Source organism: Actinorectispora metalli (assembly GCF_056323685.1).
The window spans coordinates 3,587,500-3,603,801 of record NZ_JBREYE010000001.1 but is presented as its reverse complement, the minus strand read 5'-3'; the positions used below and the strand labels follow the sequence as shown (position 1 = coordinate 3,603,801).

17 protein-coding genes are annotated in these 16,302 nt (G+C 69.8%); 7 read left to right on the top strand and 10 right to left on the bottom strand.

Going from position 1 to position 16,302, the window contains the following annotated elements; genetic code table 11:
• The first annotated feature begins 2 nt into the window (after positions 1-2).
• A complete protein-coding gene (glgB, locus tag ACU6XJ_RS16890; RefSeq protein WP_476312203.1) occupies positions 3-2,198 on the top strand; it encodes a 1,4-alpha-glucan branching protein GlgB in 2,196 nt (731 codons plus the stop codon).
• A gap of 19 nt (positions 2,199-2,217) precedes the next feature.
• Positions 2,218-3,540: a neutral zinc metallopeptidase gene (locus ACU6XJ_RS16885; protein ID WP_476312200.1), complete on the top strand. Its 1,323-nt coding sequence runs from the start codon at positions 2,218-2,220 to the stop codon at positions 3,538-3,540.
• 5 nt (positions 3,541-3,545) lie between these two features.
• Here ACU6XJ_RS16885 and ACU6XJ_RS16880 read toward each other — a convergent pair whose 3' ends face one another.
• Genes ACU6XJ_RS16880 through ACU6XJ_RS16870 form a run of 3 tightly spaced genes read right to left on the bottom strand, consistent with a single transcriptional unit; the run spans position 3,546 to position 4,914 of the window.
• Positions 3,546-3,995 (bottom strand): hypothetical protein, encoded by a 450-nt coding sequence (locus ACU6XJ_RS16880; RefSeq protein WP_476312197.1) that lies wholly within the window; start codon positions 3,993-3,995, stop codon positions 3,546-3,548.
• Complete coding sequence (locus ACU6XJ_RS16875) at positions 3,995-4,348, bottom strand: DUF6114 domain-containing protein (protein WP_476312194.1); 354 nt, start codon at positions 4,346-4,348, stop codon at positions 3,995-3,997. The genes ACU6XJ_RS16880 and ACU6XJ_RS16875 overlap by 1 nt, the downstream gene beginning before the upstream one ends.
• On the bottom strand, positions 4,345-4,914 hold the full coding sequence (locus ACU6XJ_RS16870) for a DUF6230 family protein (protein ID WP_476312191.1): 570 nt from the start codon (positions 4,912-4,914) through the stop codon (positions 4,345-4,347). The genes ACU6XJ_RS16875 and ACU6XJ_RS16870 overlap by 4 nt, the downstream gene beginning before the upstream one ends.
• Positions 4,915-5,051: 137 nt before the next feature.
• Between ACU6XJ_RS16870 and ACU6XJ_RS16865 the strand changes: the two genes are divergently transcribed.
• Entirely contained in the window at positions 5,052-6,461 is a 1,410-nt protein-coding gene (locus ACU6XJ_RS16865) for a neutral zinc metallopeptidase (RefSeq protein WP_476312188.1), read from the top strand.
• Between the two features lie 5 nt (positions 6,462-6,466).
• On the opposite strand, the gene ACU6XJ_RS16860 is transcribed toward ACU6XJ_RS16865, so the two are convergent.
• The 3 genes from ACU6XJ_RS16860 to ACU6XJ_RS16850 all read right to left on the bottom strand — a co-directional run bounded on the left by ACU6XJ_RS16860 (position 6,467) and on the right by ACU6XJ_RS16850 (position 10,020).
• Positions 6,467-7,444, bottom strand: a complete 978-nt coding sequence (locus tag ACU6XJ_RS16860; protein WP_476312185.1) for a tetratricopeptide repeat protein — start codon at positions 7,442-7,444, stop codon at positions 6,467-6,469.
• A gap of 414 nt (positions 7,445-7,858) precedes the next feature.
• Entirely contained in the window at positions 7,859-9,589 is a 1,731-nt protein-coding gene (locus tag ACU6XJ_RS16855) for an acyl-CoA mutase large subunit family protein (protein WP_476312182.1), read from the bottom strand.
• Between the two features lie 119 nt (positions 9,590-9,708).
• Entirely contained in the window at positions 9,709-10,020 is a 312-nt protein-coding gene (locus tag ACU6XJ_RS16850; RefSeq protein WP_476312180.1) for an MTH1187 family thiamine-binding protein, read from the bottom strand.
• A gap of 65 nt (positions 10,021-10,085) precedes the next feature.
• Between ACU6XJ_RS16850 and ACU6XJ_RS16845 the strand changes: the two genes are divergently transcribed.
• Genes ACU6XJ_RS16845 through ACU6XJ_RS16835 form a run of 3 tightly spaced genes read left to right on the top strand, consistent with a single transcriptional unit; the run spans position 10,086 to position 12,406 of the window.
• The gene (locus ACU6XJ_RS16845; RefSeq protein ID WP_476312177.1) at positions 10,086-11,408 is read left to right on the top strand and encodes an acyltransferase family protein; all 1,323 of its coding nucleotides are present in this window, start codon (positions 10,086-10,088) and stop codon (positions 11,406-11,408) included.
• 22 nt (positions 11,409-11,430) lie between these two features.
• Entirely contained in the window at positions 11,431-11,937 is a 507-nt protein-coding gene (locus tag ACU6XJ_RS16840; RefSeq protein WP_476312175.1) for a MarR family winged helix-turn-helix transcriptional regulator, read from the top strand.
• Between the two features lie 19 nt (positions 11,938-11,956).
• Entirely contained in the window at positions 11,957-12,406 is a 450-nt protein-coding gene (locus tag ACU6XJ_RS16835; protein WP_476312173.1) for a hypothetical protein, read from the top strand.
• Here the strand turns inward: ACU6XJ_RS16835 and ACU6XJ_RS16830 are convergent.
• The 4 genes from ACU6XJ_RS16830 to ACU6XJ_RS16815 form a co-directional block, all read right to left on the bottom strand.
• Positions 12,363-13,655 (bottom strand): hypothetical protein, encoded by a 1,293-nt coding sequence (locus ACU6XJ_RS16830; RefSeq protein WP_476312170.1) that lies wholly within the window; start codon positions 13,653-13,655, stop codon positions 12,363-12,365. The two genes, ACU6XJ_RS16835 and ACU6XJ_RS16830, sit on opposite strands and share 44 nt — an antisense overlap.
• Before the next feature lie 100 nt (positions 13,656-13,755).
• A complete protein-coding gene (locus ACU6XJ_RS16825) occupies positions 13,756-14,274 on the bottom strand; it encodes a hypothetical protein (RefSeq protein WP_476312168.1) in 519 nt (172 codons plus the stop codon).
• Positions 14,275-14,334: 60 nt separating this feature from the next.
• Positions 14,335-14,730, bottom strand: a complete 396-nt coding sequence (locus ACU6XJ_RS16820; protein WP_476312166.1) for a helix-turn-helix domain-containing protein — start codon at positions 14,728-14,730, stop codon at positions 14,335-14,337.
• 180 nt (positions 14,731-14,910) lie between these two features.
• Positions 14,911-15,282, bottom strand: a complete 372-nt coding sequence (locus tag ACU6XJ_RS16815; RefSeq protein WP_476312164.1) for a DUF3817 domain-containing protein — start codon at positions 15,280-15,282, stop codon at positions 14,911-14,913.
• Positions 15,283-15,333: 51 nt separating this feature from the next.
• Here ACU6XJ_RS16815 and ACU6XJ_RS16810 point away from each other — a divergent pair, with 51 nt between their 5' ends.
• Positions 15,334-16,263, top strand: coding sequence for a MerR family DNA-binding transcriptional regulator (locus ACU6XJ_RS16810; protein WP_476312162.1), 930 nt, complete (start codon positions 15,334-15,336; stop codon positions 16,261-16,263).
• Positions 16,264-16,302: the final 39 nt, after the last annotated feature.

The window sequence follows — 16,302 nt, the reverse complement described above, 5'->3', positions numbered from 1 at the left end:
CAATGGCTGCCCGGCCACTGTCAAGCGTCGACGCGGTGTGCGCGCCGCCCGCGGAGGTGGTCGGCGCCCTGTTGTCCGGCGACCACCATGATCCGCATGGGGTGCTCGGCTCGCATCCGCATCCCGACGGCAGCGTCGTCCGGGCGCTCAAACCCCATTCCGACGGGGTGGACGTGCTCATCGGGGACCGGCGTTTCCCGTTGCAACGCGTGGAGGGTCCGCTCTACTCCGGTGTGGTCGCGGCACCGCCCGGCGACTACCGGCTGGAGGTCCGCTACGGGGACCAGCGGCAGGTCTGCGACGACCCGTACCGCTGGCTGCCCACGGTGGGCGAACTCGATCTGCACCTGATCGCCGAGGGCCGCCACGAGCGGCTCTGGGAGGCGCTCGGCGCGCATCCCCGCTCGTATGACACCCCGCACGGGACGGTCCGGGGGACCTCCTTCGCGGTGTGGGCGCCCTCGGCCCGCGGCGTTCGCGTCTGCGGCGACTTCGACGGCTGGAACGGCCAGGGCAATCCCATGCGCTCGCTGGGCGGCTCCGGGGTGTGGGAGATCTTCATCCCCGGACTGGAACCCGGCGCCCGGTACAAGTTCCGCATCCTCGGCGCCGACGGGCGCTGGGTGGAGAAGTCCGACCCGATGGCGTTTCGCACCGAGGTGCCGCCCGCGACGGCGTCCATCGTGCACGGCGGGAGCAGCCGATACGACTGGGGCGACGCGGAATGGGTGTCGCGGCGCGAGGCCACCGACATCTCCCGCGCACCGGTCAGCGTGTACGAGGTGCACCTCGGCTCGTGGCGGCCCGGCCTGAACTACCTCGAACTCGCCGAGCAGCTGAGCGAGTACGTGTCCTCGCTGGGCTTCACGCACATCGAGTTGCTGCCGGTGGCGGAGCACCCGTTCGGCGGGTCGTGGGGGTACCAGGTCACCTCGTACTACGCGCCGACCTCGCGGTTCGGCTCGCCGGATGAGTTCCGGCACTTCGTGGACGCGCTGCACCAGCGCGGCATCGGCGTGATCATGGACTGGGTGCCCGCGCACTTCCCCCGCGACGACTGGGCGCTGGCGCGGTTCGAGGGCAAGCCGCTGTACGAGCACGCCGACCCGCACCGCGGCGAGCACCCCGACTGGGGCACGCTGATCTTCGACTTCGGCCGCAACGAGGTGCGCAACTTCCTGGTGGCCAACGCCCTGTACTGGATCGACGAGTTCCACATCGACGGTCTGCGGGTGGACGCGGTGGCGTCGATGCTGTACCTGGACTACTCCCGCGAGCAGGGCCAGTGGTCGCCCAACGCCCACGGCGGGCGGGAGAACCTGGAGGCGGTGCAGTTCCTCCAGGAACTCAACGCGACCGTCTACAAGCGACACCCCGGCACCATGATGATCGCCGAGGAGTCCACCGCGTGGCCGGGGGTGACCCGGCCGACGCATCTGGGCGGGCTTGGTTTCGGGTTCAAGTGGAACATGGGCTGGATGCACGATTCGCTGGGCTACCTGAAGAAGGACCCGGTGCACCGCACGTTCCACCACAACGAGATGACGTTCTCGCTGGTGTACGCGTGGAGCGAGAACTACATCCTGCCGCTGTCGCATGACGAGGTGGTGCACGGCAAGGGTTCGCTGTGGTCGCGGATGCCCGGCGACGAGTGGAACAAGGCGGCGGGTGTGCGGGCGCTGCTGGCGTTCATGTGGGCGCACCCCGGCAAGCAGCTGCTGTTCATGGGCGGCGAGCTGGGGCAGCCCGCGGAGTGGAACGCCGACGGGTCGCTGGAATGGCACCTGCTGGACTACCCGCTGCACTCGGGCATCAGCAAGCTCGTCACCGACCTCAACGCGGTGTACAAGGAGACTCCGGCACTGTACTCGCAGGACACCAGCTGGCAGGGCTTCTCCTGGATCGACGGCAACGACGCGGCCAACAACGTGCTGTCGTTCCTGCGCTACGGCGCGGACGGTTCGGTGCTGGCGTGCGTGGCCAACTTCGCCGGTGTCCCCCACCACGACTACCGCCTGGGCCTGCCGCACGCGGGTGTGTGGCGAGAGATCGTGAACACCGACGCCGAGCACTACGGCGGCTCCGGGGTCGGCAACCTGGGCGCGGTCACCGCGGACGAGGTGTCCTGGCATGGGCGGCCCGCCTCGGCGGTGTTGCAGGTCCCGCCCGCCGGGGTCGTCTGGCTGGCACCGGAGTAGTACGGCGACAATGACGCCCATGTGGCGTCTGGTGCTTGGACTCGTGGCGCTGCTCTGCGTTGGCTGCACCAGCGCTGTGCCTGGCACGGCGGTTCCTGGCGACGCGGTGACCAAGGGCGGGGTGGACACCTCGTTCATCAAGGGCACCGACGGAGCGGAAATCGACCAGCTGGCCGCGGCCACCGTGACGGACCTGCGCGCCTTCTGGGGGCGGACGTATCCGGCGACATTCGGCGCGCGGTGGGACGAACTGCACGGCGGGTACTACTCGGTGGACACCTCCCGCGATGCGGGCAAGCCGCCGCCGTGCACGTCCCGGGCGGGCGAGTTGCAGGGCAACGCGCTGTACTGCCCGACGGTGGACGCGATCTCCTGGGACCGCAGCGCGCTGCTGCCGCTGTTGCAGGACCGGTACGGCAACGCGGCGGTGATGCTGGTGCTGGCGCATGAGATGGGGCATGCGGTGCACGAGCGGGCGGGGATCGGCGCGGAGGAGCGGCGCAAGGAGCCCGCGCGGTATCCGACGATCCTCATCGAGTCGATGGCGGATTGCTACGCGGGGGCGTTCGTGCGATGGGTGTCCGACGGGAAGGCGCCGCATCTGCGGATAGACGGGGCGCAGCTGGACTCGGCGTTGCGGGCGCTGGTGGTGTTCCGCGATCCGGTGGGCACGGCGCAGGGTGATGCGACGGCGCATGGCAGCGCGTTCGACCGGGTTTCGGCGCTCCAGGACGGGTTCCGCGACGGACCCGTGCTGTGCTCGAAGCTCAGCGTGGACAACCGGAGCTTCGCGTTGCGTCAGTTCCCCGATGCGGACGGGCAGGCGCAGCGGGATCTCACCGTGGAGACGGTGGCCGGGCAGGCGGCGGCGTTCTTCGGCGCGGCGGTGCGGGCGCGGGGGAAGGCGTGGACGCCGCCCGCGGTGTCGGCGAAGGCCGACTGCGGGGCGCCGCAGGGGCCGGTCAGCCTGTGTCGGGACGGCTCGGTGGCGGTGACCTCGCGGGCGGAGCTGGACTCGTTGCGCGGCAAGGCGGGCGACTTCGCCACGGTGCTGCTGCTGGCCGGGCGGTACGCGCTCGCCGCTGTCAGTGCGCTGGATCGTCCGATCGAGGGCGGCGCGGCCGGGCGGGACGCGGTGTGCCTGGCGGGGGCGTTCACCGGCGGTCTCATGGCGCAGCGGGGCCTGTCCCCTGGTGATCTGGACGAGGCCGTGCAGTTACTGCTGGCCAGCGACTACGCGGGCCGCGATGTGAACGGGCGGAGTTCGGGTTCGGGCTTCGACCGGGTGGCCGAGTTCCGCGCGGGCGTGGACGGCGGCGTCTCTTCCTGCCTGGAGCGGTGAGCTCGCTAAGTGGATACTTTTGCGCCCGGCAGTTGCAGCGAGGTGGCGAAGATTGCCACGGCGTCGACGCGGGCGTGGCGCAGGCGCAGCCATGGCGGGGCCACCGGTGGTGGGTGTTCGGGGGTGAAGTCCACCGGGACGCCGATCACGGTGCCGCGTAGGCGTTTCACGTACATACGGACCGGTGAGCCGGTGATGATGGCGGTGTGTCCGTTGTTGGTGATGCGGGTGGGGACTTTGCCGGTGGTGCTCATGGCCAGGTCGCGGGCGGTGAGGCGGCGGGCGTGGAACTCCAGCACCCGGCCGGTGCCCAAGTTCGTGATGCCGCGGTAGTCCACGCCGGACAGTTCCAGCTCCTCGGCAGTGACCGTCCAGGGCTCGCTCGTGGGCTTGGCCGCCGCGGGCAGCGCCATGCCCAGGGCGGCGACGGCGGCCAGCGCCACGAGCCTGCGCATCAGGCGGCCGTCTCTTGCGGGGTCCAGGCGAGCGCCAGAGCGGCGCCGACCAGGCCGAAGACCAGTCCGAGCAGGAAGCCGCCGAGGTTGGTGGTGACCAGCGATAGCAGCGACAACAGGAACGCCGCCGTGCCCGCGGCCACCCGGAACTCCGGACGGAACACCAGCGAGCCTGCCGCCACCAGCAGCAGGGTGCCGATGAGCAGCGCGGAGGCGCCGCCGATGGCGCTGATCGAGATCACCATGTCCCCCAGGCGCAGGGTGGTGAACGGCGGGACGAGGATCGCCAAGCCCGCCAGCGCGACGAACACGCCTGCGGGCAACGGGCGCCGCTGCCGCCAGGCGCGGTTCACCAGCAGCCCTTGGCGCCTGGGCTCACGGTGAGGTGCAGGTCGTTGAAGCGCAGTGTCCCCGCGGTCACCGACCGGCCCTCCATGCGCAGGTCACGCACGGAGACGGTGGGGGCGCTCAGCCCGAACTCGCCCGGGGTGCCGCCGAGCGGGCCCGCGTCCACGCCCATCTCCACGTTGTTGGCGACCAGGTCGCCGGTCAGCGAGGTGAGCGCGACGGCGAGGTTGTCGGAGGTGACCGGCTTGCCGCCGCCGGAGGCCACCTTCATGGTGAGCGGGCCGAAACCGGGGAGGTTCGGGCTGTGCATGGACATGCACAGGTTGTCCATCGTCGCGGTGCGGAAGGTGGTCTGCACGACGCCGTGTGCATCGTGCTCGCTGCGGACCACCGTGCCGTACTGGACGAAGCCGGTGCCGCTCAATCCGTCGGCGGAGCCGCGGAAACTGGTACCCGCCACCGTGAAGGACGCGGCCAGCGCGCCCTCGGCGAGCCCGGCTCCGATCAGCGCCGTTCCGACCAGGCCTGCCGCCATGACGGCGGCGAAGCGTCTCCAGCGAATCCTGGCCATTACCACTCCTGGGTGTTACTCGAAGTAACAGTTACTGAACCTTACACACCCGCCACCAGTAGGGTGCAATGGCCAGTGCGGAAGTGGGGCAAGGGGAAACCGTGCGCAGTGGGTGGAAACGGGCAAGCGCCCTTGTGATGGTGCTCGCAGCGGTCTTACCGGCCGCCTGCTCGCAGCCCATCGCGGGCACCGCGCGGCCGGTGGGCGGCATCGAGGTTGGCACCGTGGCCGGGCTTCCGGTGAGCAACGGCCCGAGCGGCCCCAAACCCGGCGCGGCGGACGTCCCGGTCACCGCGGTAGGCGCCGACGGCGGCGAGATGGACCGGCTGGCCACCAATGCGATGGCGGATGTGCAGGGCTTCTGGGATGAGCGGTTCCAGGCGGAGTTCCGCCAACCGTTCCAGCCGGTGTCGCGGATGGTCTCCTACGACTCGGCGGGCGCGCCGCAGGTGGTCTGCCGCACCAGCACCGCAGGCCAGATCAACGCGTTCTACTGTCCGCGCGAAGACACCATCGCCTGGGACCGCGGACAGCTTCTGCCGCTGCTCGCGGAGAACTTCGGGCCGCTGGCCGTGGTCACCGTGCTGGCGCACGAGACGGGGCACCTGATCCAGCACAAGCTGGGCGACATCAGCCAGGCAACGCCGACGATCGTGCTGGAGCAGCAGGCCGACTGCTACGCGGGCGCGTTCTTCCGCCACGTCGCCGAGGGCAAGGCGCCGCATTTCCAGATGTCCACCGGGGACGGCCTGAACGCCGTGCTGTCGGCGGTGTTCTTCATCCGCGATCAGGCGGGGTCGGCGTTCACCCGGCAGGGCGCGCACGGCAACGCCTTCGACCGGGTACTCGGCTTTCAACTCGGCTTCGCCGAGGGACCGGCGCGGTGCCGGGCGATCGACCTGGCCGAGGTGCGGAACCGGATCACCGCCTTTGGCTTCCAGAGCGCCCAGGAGCAAATCAGCGGCGGCGAACTGCGCATCGACCAACAGAGCGTTGCCACCATCGGCCGCCACCTCGACCTCGCCTTCGAGGGCGGCGGCTTCACCCCGCCGCGGCTGGCATTGGCCGGGGCGTGCCAGGCCAGGACCACGCCCGCCGCGTTCTGCCCCAAGGAGAACCTGGTGCCGCTGGACCTGGAACGGCTGGCCCGCATCGGCGCCCCGCTGCGCCGCGGCAGCGCGGTGTCCTCGGGTCTCGGCGACTTCGCCGCGTTCGCCGAGATCGCCTCGCGCTACGTGTTGTCCGTTCAGCAGCAGGCGGGCATGTCGCTGACCGGCGAGATCGCCGCGCTGCGCACCGCGTGCCTGGTCGGCGCCTGGAGCGGCCTGCTGCTGGAGCACCCGTGGGGCAAGCGCAACCCCATCGGCGACCTGAGGCTGGCCGCGGGCGACCTGGACGAGGCCATCGCCGAGTTGCTGTCCAAACGCAGCCTGATCGCCGCCGACGTGGACGGTCGCACCGTTCCGTCCGGCTTCGCCCGAGTCGAGTCGTTCCGGATCGGTTTCCTCGACGGCAAGCAGCCCTGCCTGACGAAGTTCAAGGACTGAACAGGTCAGAACAACGCGCTGGCGAGGTTGCGGCGGGCCTTGGCGACGCGCTCGTCGTCAACGGGGAACAGGTCGAACAGGCTGATCAGGTGGGCGCGGGCCTTGTCGCGCTCGTCACCTGCGGTGCGGCGCACGGTGGCGATGAGGCGGTTGAAGGCGCCGTCCACGTCCTGCTCGGCAAGCTGGGCGTCGGCCGCGGCGAGTTGGGCGTCCAGGTCGTCCGGGTTGGCGTCCGCGGCGGCGACCACGGAGGGATCGGTGGACTCGGCGCGGGCGGCGAAGCGGACCTGCGCGATCGCGGCCTTGGCTTCCTCGTTGTTCGGCTCGGCGTCCAGGATCTGCTGGTAGGCGGTCTCGGCGGCGGCGTAGTCGCCCCGCTCGAACGCGTCCTCGGCGGCGGTGAACCGGGGGTCGTTGACCTCTTCCGGCTCGGCGACGACCCCGCCCGCACCGGCCTCGGCGGCGGCGATGCCGGGCAGCTTGTCGCGGAGGGCGTCCAGCAGGCCGTTGATCCACTCACGGATCTGCGGCTCGGGCAGCGCGCCCGCGAAGGCGTCCACCGGCCGTCCGCCCGCGATGGCCACCACGGTCGGCACCGACTGCACCCCGAAGACCTGCGCGATGCGCGGATTGGCGTCCACGTCGATCTTGGCCAGCACCCAGGCGCCGTTCGCGGCCTCGGCCAGCCGCTCCAGCACCGGGGAAAGCTGCTTGCACGGGCCGCACCAGGTGGCCCACAGGTCCACGATGACCGGCACCTGCAGCGACTTCGCGACGACCTCGGTCTCGAAGGTCTCCTCGGTCACGTCGATGACGTACTTGCCGCCCGACGTCGGGGCGCCCGCCCCGTTGGCAGCGGTACCCGCACCGGCGACGGGCTGGCGAGCGGCCGCGTCGGCCCGCGCCTTCAGCCCGGACAGGTCGACAGCTCCGGCGAGCGCGGCGGAGAGAGCAGCGGTCTTACGTGGATCTGGCCTCGTCACGGTTCCATCCTGGCATGAGCGGCACCCAGCTCGCACAGAAGCTCGCCCACACCCCGGCCACATCCCCGCATTGGCGCGAACGTCACACCACCGCGCCCCGCCTGTACGGGGCGGGAATCCCCGGAAAGCGCATGATGTCGCCCTGCGTCGTCATGATGATGACCTGCGCGATCATGGTGTCGACGCAGGGCGTTTCCGGACGGAGGCACCCCCACTGTTCAGCCTAGGCTTCCGGGTGGGCTGTTCCCGGGTTCGACACGGACGGGCTTCAGGCGCCGCCGTGCCCTCGGGCGAGGGCTTTGAGGCCGACCGCCGCCCAGTGCGCGAGGGATTCAGCCCGACCGATGACCAGCGCGGGCTTCAGTCCGACTGTCCCCGTCGGCGAGGGGCCGGGTGCGGCTCCTCGCCGAGCTGTCAGAAGCGGGCGGGTTCGGTGTAGACGCCCCACTCGTCGCGCAGGGCGTTGCAGATCTCGCCCATGGTCGCCTCGGCGCGGCAGGCGGCCAGCATCGGCTCGATCATGTTGGCGCCGTTGCGGGAGGCTTCCACCATGTCGGCGATGGTCTTGTCGACGGCGGACTGGTCGCGGGCGGCGCGGCGCTGGGCCAGCACCCGGTTCTGCTCGCGCTCGACCTCGTGGCTGATGCGCAGGATCTCCAGGTCCTCCGACAGCGAGTCGGTGTGGCAGTTGACACCCACCATCTTCTTGTCGCCCTTCTCCAGGGCCACTTGGTAGGCGAAGGCGGAGTCGGCGGACTCGCCGGTGAACCAGCCGTCCTCGATGCCGCGCAGGATGCCGGAGGTCATCTCGCCGATGGGGTGGTTGCCGTCGGGGTGGGCGACGCGGGCCATGTCCTTGATGCGGTCGAAGATGCGCTCGGCCTCGGCCTCGATCTTGTCGGTGAGGGCCTCCACGTACCAGGAGCCGCCCAGCGGGTCGGCGACGTTGGTGACGCCGGTCTCCTCCATGATCACCTGCTGGGTGCGCAGCGCGATCTGGGCGGCCCGCTCGCTTGGCAGGGCGAGCACCTCGTCCAGGGCGTTGGTGTGCAGGGAGTTCGTGCCGCCGAGCACGGCGGCCATCGCCTCGACGGCGGTGCGGACGATGTTGTTGTCCGGCTGCTGCGCGGTCAGGGAGACGCCCGCGGTCTGGGTGTGGAAGCGCAGCCACTGGGCCTTCTCGCTGGTGGCGCCGTAAACGTCGCGCAGCCAGCGGGCCCAGATACGGCGGGCGGCGCGGAACTTGGCGATCTCCTCGAAGAAGTCGATGTGCGCGTCGAAGAAGAAGCTCAAGCCCGGCGCGAAGGTGTTGATGTCCAAGCCGCGGGACAGGCCAAGCTCGACGTAGCCGAAGCCGTCGGCGAGGGTGAACGCCAACTCCTGCGCGGCGGTCGCCCCGGCCTCGCGGATGTGGTAGCCGGACACCGACAGCGGCTTGTACGCGGGGATGTTCTGCGCGCAGTACTCCATCAGGTCGCCGATCAGCCGCAGGTGCGGCTCGGGAGCGAACAGCCACTCCTTCTGGGCGATGTACTCCTTGAAGATGTCGGTCTGCAGCGTGCCGTTGAGCTTGGTGATGTCCGCACCCTGCCGCTCGGCGGCCACCAGGTACATGCAGAAGGCGGGCACGGCCGGACCGGAGATCGTCATGGACGTGGTGACCTGCTCCAGCGGGATGTCGCTGAACAGGATGTCCATATCGGCCGCGGAGTCGATGGCGACGCCGCAGTGGCCGACCTCGCCGATGGAGCGGGGCTCGTCGGAGTCGCGGCCCATCAGCGTCGGCATGTCGAAGGCCACCGAGAGGCCACCGCCGCCGCGCGCCAGGATCATCTTGTACCGCTCGTTGGTCTGCTGGGCGTTGCCGAAGCCCGCGAACTGGCGGATCGTCCACTGCCTGCCGCGGTAGCCGGTCGGGTACAGGCCGCGGGTGTAGGGGTACTCACCAGGCCAGCCGATGCGTTCGAAGCCCTCCACCGTCTCACCGGGACGTGGGCCGTACACGGGGTCGACCTCGACGCCCGAGAGCGTGGTGAAGTCCGCGTCACGAACCTGGCCCTTGGCTTCGGCCGCGGCGTACCGCTGCTGCCAGCGCTCACGCCCGGCCTCGATGTCGGCAAAGCGCTCGTCATAACCCTGGGACATGCTGCAAGCCTCCACGTTGGCCTCGTCGCACAACTATTTCCAATAGTAGGACGTCCAACTAATTCGGACCACCGTGGCCCCGGTCACCTCTGTCTAGTGCCTCTAGGTGTGGGTACCGCTCAAAGACCGGTTGAACCCTCCGCCAGGTGCTGCTCGACGCGGTCGACCTTCGCCTGAAGCTGACCGGTGTGACCGGGGCGGATGTCGGCCTTGAGGACCAGGCTGACGCGCGGGAAGCGGGCGGCGAGGACGTCCACGGCCTGTTTGACCACGGCCATCACCTCGTCCCACTCGCCCTCGATGTTCGTGAACATCGCGTTCGTCTCGTTCGGCAGGCCGGACTCGCGGACGATGCGGACGGCTTCGGCGACGGCGGCGCTGACGCTGTCGGACTCGCCCCCGGACGGGGCGATGCTGAAGGCAACAAGCATGCCTCCAGGGTGCCTCACGGTGGTGGTGCGCAATCGGGCAAACCGCCAATGACAGACTTGCGCACATGCGCGGGTTTGACGCGGCGGCGATCGAGGACCGCACGCCGCAGGACCGGGACCGCTTCGCCGACGCGCTGCGGCTCGGCTCGATCCTCGCCGTGGCCTACGGCCACTGGCTGATGACGCTGCTCATCGTGCACGGAACCGGCGGGATCACGACCCGGCTGCCGTTTCAGCTGTCCACCTGGCTGTGGCAGGTGATGCCGCTGTTCTTCCTGATCGGCGGCTTCTCCCACGCCCGCGCGCTGCGGCACCACCAGAGCCTGGCCACGTTCCTGCACGCGCGCACCAACCGGCTGCTGCCGCCCGCGCTGGGATTCCTGCTGATCTGGGCGGTGATCGCCGCCGTCCTCCAGTTCACCGGGCTGGAGACCGGGCCGGTGGCGACGGCCGCGGACCGGGTGACGACTCCGCTGTGGTTCCTCGGCGTGTACCTGCTCGTGGTGCTGCTGGCGCCGCTCGCCTACCGCGCGCACCGCCGCTTCGGCGCGATCGTGGTGGTGTGGCTGGGTTTGGCCGCGATCCTGGTGGACGCCCTCGGCGACCCGCGGGTGGACGTGCTCAACCTGGTGATCGTCTGGCCCGCCATCCACCAACTTGGCTACCTCTACGCCGACGGCACGCTGACCCGCCGCGGGGTGTCCGCCGCGATGGCCGTCGGCGGGCTGGCGACGGTGATCGTGCTGACGGTCGTCACCGACACCTACCCGGTGCTGATGGTGGGCCTGCCGGAGGCGCCGACGTCGAACATGGCGCCGCCGACGTTCGCGCTGCTGGTGCACGGGGTGTGGCTGACAGGGCTGGCGCTGCTGGTGCGCGACGCCGCCAACCGGTGGCTGCGGCGACCCGCGGTGTGGCGGCTGGTGGTGCTGGGCAACAGCGTGATCATGACGATCTTCTGCTGGCACCTCACCGCCGCCTTCGCCGCCGAGGGTCTGCGCATGCTCACCGGTCTGCGCCCACCCGCCCCCGCGTCGGCGGGGTGGTGGGCGATCGTGCCGCTGTGGTGGCTCGCCTGCACCATGTGCGCGCTGGTGCTGGTGGTCCTGTTCCGCCGCTTCGAGCAGGTCAAATCCCCAGCCGCGGAGGGCAACACCGGGTGGGCGAACACGGTGGCCGCGGTGGCGGGGCTGTTGCTTGCCGCGGCGGGCCTGTACGCGGTGTCCCAGGTCGGCTTCGACGGACTGACCACCGGCGCCACAGAAAAGGTGGTGGGCTTCGAGATCAGCGGGATCTTCGCGGCGATGCTGCTGGCGGTTGGCATCCTCGTGCTGAGACTCGCGCCGAAGGTTCGCCTCGGCGGGGTAGGTGTGCGCCCGAGCAGGTGACGCGCTGGTAGCGTCGCTGGCCATGACCCCGTCGCGTCCGCTGCCGTTCGACCCGATCGACCGCGCCGCGAGCCTGTGGTCGGAACGCATCGGACCCTCCGACCGGATGGCGGCGGTCACGAGCGTGATGCGCGTCCAGCAGATCGTGCAGTCCGCTGTGGACGCCGCGCTGAAGCCGCACGGGCTGACCTTCGCCCGCTACGAGGCGCTGGTGCTGTTGTACTTCTCTCGCCGCGGCAGCCTCCCGATGCGGGTCATGGGCGAGCGGCTCCAGCTGCACCCCACCAGCGTGACCAACATCGTGGACCGCCTGGAAGCCGAGCACCTGGTCAAGCGCATCCCGCACCCCACCGACCGGCGCACCACGCTGGTGGAGATCACCGAAGCGGGTCGTGAGCTGCGCGAGGTGGCCACCGAGGCCATCGTGGACATCGACTTCGGGCTGCGTGGACTGGACACCGCCGAGACCCAACAGCTCACCGAGCTGTTGGCCAAGGTTCGCCGGGCCAGCGGTGACTTCGACACCTGATCCTGTTAAACCCCAGGGTGTGGACTCGACCACCGATCGCGGCGGCAGGCTGATCGCCATCGGCTGGGTGCTGGTGCTTACCCTGGCCGCCGAAACGCTCACGTTCCTGACCGTGTTCGCCGTGCTCGGCGCGCTCGGCTCCCTGCTGCCCGCTGCGTTCACCGCGCACTCCTGGGGCGCGGCGGCGGGCTGGGCCGCGATGATCGTGCTGCTGCGGATTCCGCCCGCGCTGATCGCCAAGCCCGCGCTCACCGTGTACCTACAGCGGCGGCACACGCAGTCGCTGCTGGCCATGGAGGTGCTGGACGCGGGCATCACCTTCGGCGCGACCTACCTGGTGCTGCGCGGCAGCGCGACCTCCACCGCGGCGACCCTGGAGATCTGCCTGGCCTGCACCGCCGCGATGGCGCTGGTGTCGGTGTTCATCACGAAACCGTGGCGTCAGACCGGTGACGGGGTGCTGGGCTGACCTCGTCGGCGGGTTTGCGTGACTCGGACAACGCGAACGCGGCGACGATCAACGCGGCGTTGAGCCACCACTGGTTCGGGAACGACTGCTTGTTGAACAGCGTGAACACCATCAGCAGGGTGCCGGACGCCAGCAGGAAGCCCGATCCGGTGCGCGGGCAGCGGTAGACCAGCAGCGCGAACGCGGCGACGGTGGCCAGCGCGAGCACCGGGGCGCGCAGCGGCAGCGGCAGGTCCAGCCACAGCGATTGCGACAGCGGCGGCGGCACGGCGCCCAGGAAGAAGTCCACCGTGCAGGTGGTGAACCGGCCGGGGTCGGCGGCCAGCCACGGCAGCGACACCCCCAGCGCGACCAGCCCGGTGCCCACCACCTTGCGCCAGCCGAACTTGGGCCAGAACAACAGCAGCGGCAGCAGGAGCACCACGTGTTGCTTGGTGGCCAGCGCCAGCCCCAGCGGCACCGCGGCCCACGCCCAGCGGTTGCGTTCCATCAGCACCGCGGCGCCGACCAGCGCAGGCAGGAACAGCAACTCGGTCCAGGCCTGCTGGACGAGGAACATCGCGCCCGGCACGGCGGCCACCAGCAACGCGAGCGCCATCCCGGTCCGCCGCTGCCCGGCGTGCCAGGCGAGCAGGCCCGCGGTGCCCGCGAGACCGGCGACACCGGCCCAGCGCACGTCGCCGAGCAGCCATTGCGCGGGCGAGGTGGCCAGAAACGTCACCGGCAGGTAGTTGAAGCAGTTCCAGGTCTGGCCCGGCGGCACGTCCAGGAACGTCAGTTCATAGGGGTTGCCGCCCGCGGACAGGCCCCAGGCGCTGTCCCGCAGGATGATCCACACGTCGATCACCGGCTGCCCGGCGAGGATCACCAGGCCGCCCGCCGCGACGGTCGTCAGCACGCCCGCCGGGAGCGCCAGGCGCGGCCATCGGAACAGCAGCACCGCGCAGGCCGCGACCGCGCCGCCGACCAGCGCCGCCGTCGACCACCGGGTGGCGAGCACGTTGGCCTCGATGGGCCACACCAGGAACCAGGCGGCGGAGGCGATCGCGGCACCGACCACAACCGGCATCGGCACCCGGGAACGACCCGCCCCGAACCAGACCGCGACCAACAGCGCGAGGACGGCCAGTGGGAGGACGACATCGCTGAGCGGTATCGCGACCCTGGCCGCGGCGGCCACCCAGCTGATCACCACCGCGGCGCCCAACGCCAACCCGGCGGGCCACAGTGGTGTTTTCTCGTCGGTCACGTCAGGAAGATAACAATGTTCGATTCAGGCATTTTCCGGACCTCGGTGATAAAAACTTGTCGACGCACGGAAATTGTCCACAGTATGGAGCCGATTCTGTTTATCCCGAGGTGCGCAGTGAGCCCTCGATGCGGGCCAGTACACCCGCGGCCTCCGCGGGTGCCTCCCAGCTGTCCTCCAGCGGGTCGCGGCTGGCGCGCTCCAGGATCATCGAGGCGATCATCTCAGCCTCCTGCTCCTCCACCGCGGTGTAGTGGGTGCGACCGAGCACCCGCTGCACCATCGCCGGATTCAGGTTGGGCAGCAGAAGCTGGGTGGTCTCCTCGCCGATGACCGGGGTGGCCTCGTGCTCGCAGAGCAGGTGCCCGATCTCGTGCAGGATGATGTGCTCCTGGTGCAGCGGGCTGGTGCGCTCCTCGTAGAAGATATAGTCCGCGCCCGCGGTGGAGATCCACATGCCCACCGGGCTGCCGGACGGCATCGGCACCGGCATCAGCCGAATGGGTCGGCCGCGACCCGGTTCGAGGGAACGGCACAGCTCACGGACGTCGAACGGGGTCGGGATGGTCAACCCGGCCACCCGCGCGTCGCAGCGACGCCGTACCTGTCTCAGGCTCATGCTCTCAAGCCCCTGCCCTGCTTGTCGCCACGTCTGCACGATCATAGGGAACCCATCGGCTCACTGCCCGGTTGCCCGGGGAGAGGGATCCCTGGCCAAGCCCTCCAGCTCACGGACCCGCTCGATCATGTCGATGATCGAGTCGAGACTGCGCTCGGAGAGCCCTGCCGCTCGCAGCGCGACCTTCTCGACTCCAACGTTGCGCATCGCGTTCAACAACGCAAGCTCCGCGGCCACATCTTCGGTGGCTTTGTCGTCGAAGAAGTACGCGGGCGGCACCCCGAAGAAGCGGGCGAGCGCCTCGAGGTGCTTCATGGTGGGGTTGTCCCGCTGGCCCTTGCGAAGCAGCCAGATGTAGCCCGCCGAGATCGACGGGCCGCCCGCGTCGGCCAGCGCGTTGGCGACGTCCTCATTGCTGTAGGCGCCGCGCCCCGCGGGGCGGACCTTGTCGAACAAATGATTCAGTTTGTCCGCCAACGTGCGAAGCGCCGGCTTGTCCCCAGGCATCCAACACCCCTTATCGCCCGCCCCCGCGAGACCCAGCTTTATAACGAAACTATTTCACAGGGTAGAGCAGTTCAAGAGCCGATTCGGCGAATTATCGATCCTGTGCGGTAAATTCGCCGGATCGCGTCCTCAGCTCGCCGGTTCGAGCACCTCACGACGGTTCTTCCGTGAAACCCACCGCTCGAAAATCACCGACCCGAACGGCGGTATACCGGCCAGCAGGCCCAGCACCGTCGTCCGAGCGTTCCAGCCCAGCGGGTCGCGGACCATCAGCGTGATGCCGAGGTAGGCCAGGAACAGCACGCCGTGCACGGGGCCGAAGACCTTCACCCCGATCTCGTTCTGCACGACCACGTACTTGAAGAACATGCCCAGCAACAGCCCCGCCCAGGACACCGCCTCGGCGATCGCGATGGCCCTGAACCGGCTCGCAGGTGTGGACAGCACACGTACCTCCCAGTAGTTGTCCAGACCTCGAGTGTGCAGCGTGAGGCGGCTCACGCCAGGATCGGGGTTGAGTCTCCCGTTACTGGAAGGTCCACGATTCCTCGTATGTCCAGCTTGACCATCGGCGAGCTTGCCGAACTGACCGGCCTGTCGGTCAAAACCGTCCGCTACTACTCCGACATCGGCCTGGTGCCGGAGACGGCGCGGACGGCCTCGGGGTACCGGCAGTACGACTCCGGTTCGGTGCTGCGCCTTGACCTCGTCCGCACCCTGCGTGAGCTGGGGCTGGACCTCGCCACCGTGCGTCAGGTGCTGGAGCACCAGGCGACGCTGGCCGAGGTGGCCGCGGCGCAGGCCGATGCGCTGGACGCACAGATCCGCACCCTGCGGCTGCACCGCTCGATCCTGCGGGCCGTCGCCAAGCGGAATCCGACAACCGAGGAGTTGACTCGCATGCAGGACATCGCCAGGGCCACCACCGAGGAACGCCGTCGCATCATCGACGAGTTCCTGGACACCATCTTCCGGGACATCCCGGTGTCGAAGGAGTTCGAGGCCAGGTTCCGCTCGGCGAAACCGGACCTGCCGGACGACCCGACGCCGGAGCAGGTCGAGGCGTGGGTCGAGTTGGCCGAACTCGTCGCCGACGAGGACTTCCGCGACACGCTGCGCCGGATGGGCAAGAAGTCCTTCGCCGACGGCCCGATGCCGGTGGACGACGCCACCCAGCAGCGCCTGTTCGGGCTGGTCCAAGAGAAGGCCGGCGCCGCCGACAAGGCGGGTCTGGACCCTGCCTCGCCCGAGGCCGGGGCCATTGTGGACGAGCTGTTCGCCGCCTTCGCCGCCGCCCGCGGCGTCGAGGACGGCCCGGAGCTGCGCCGTGAGCTGCTGGCCCAGTTCGAGGCGGGCGCCGACCCGCGCAACGCCCGGTACTGGGAGCTGCTGGCCATCATCAACAACTGGCCGCCGATGCCGCACGACCCGTCGGGGGCGTGGTACTGGTACATCGCCGCGGTCAGGGCTCACGTCAGCTGATGAACCGCTGTGGGCGGCAACCGGCATCCGGTTGCCGCC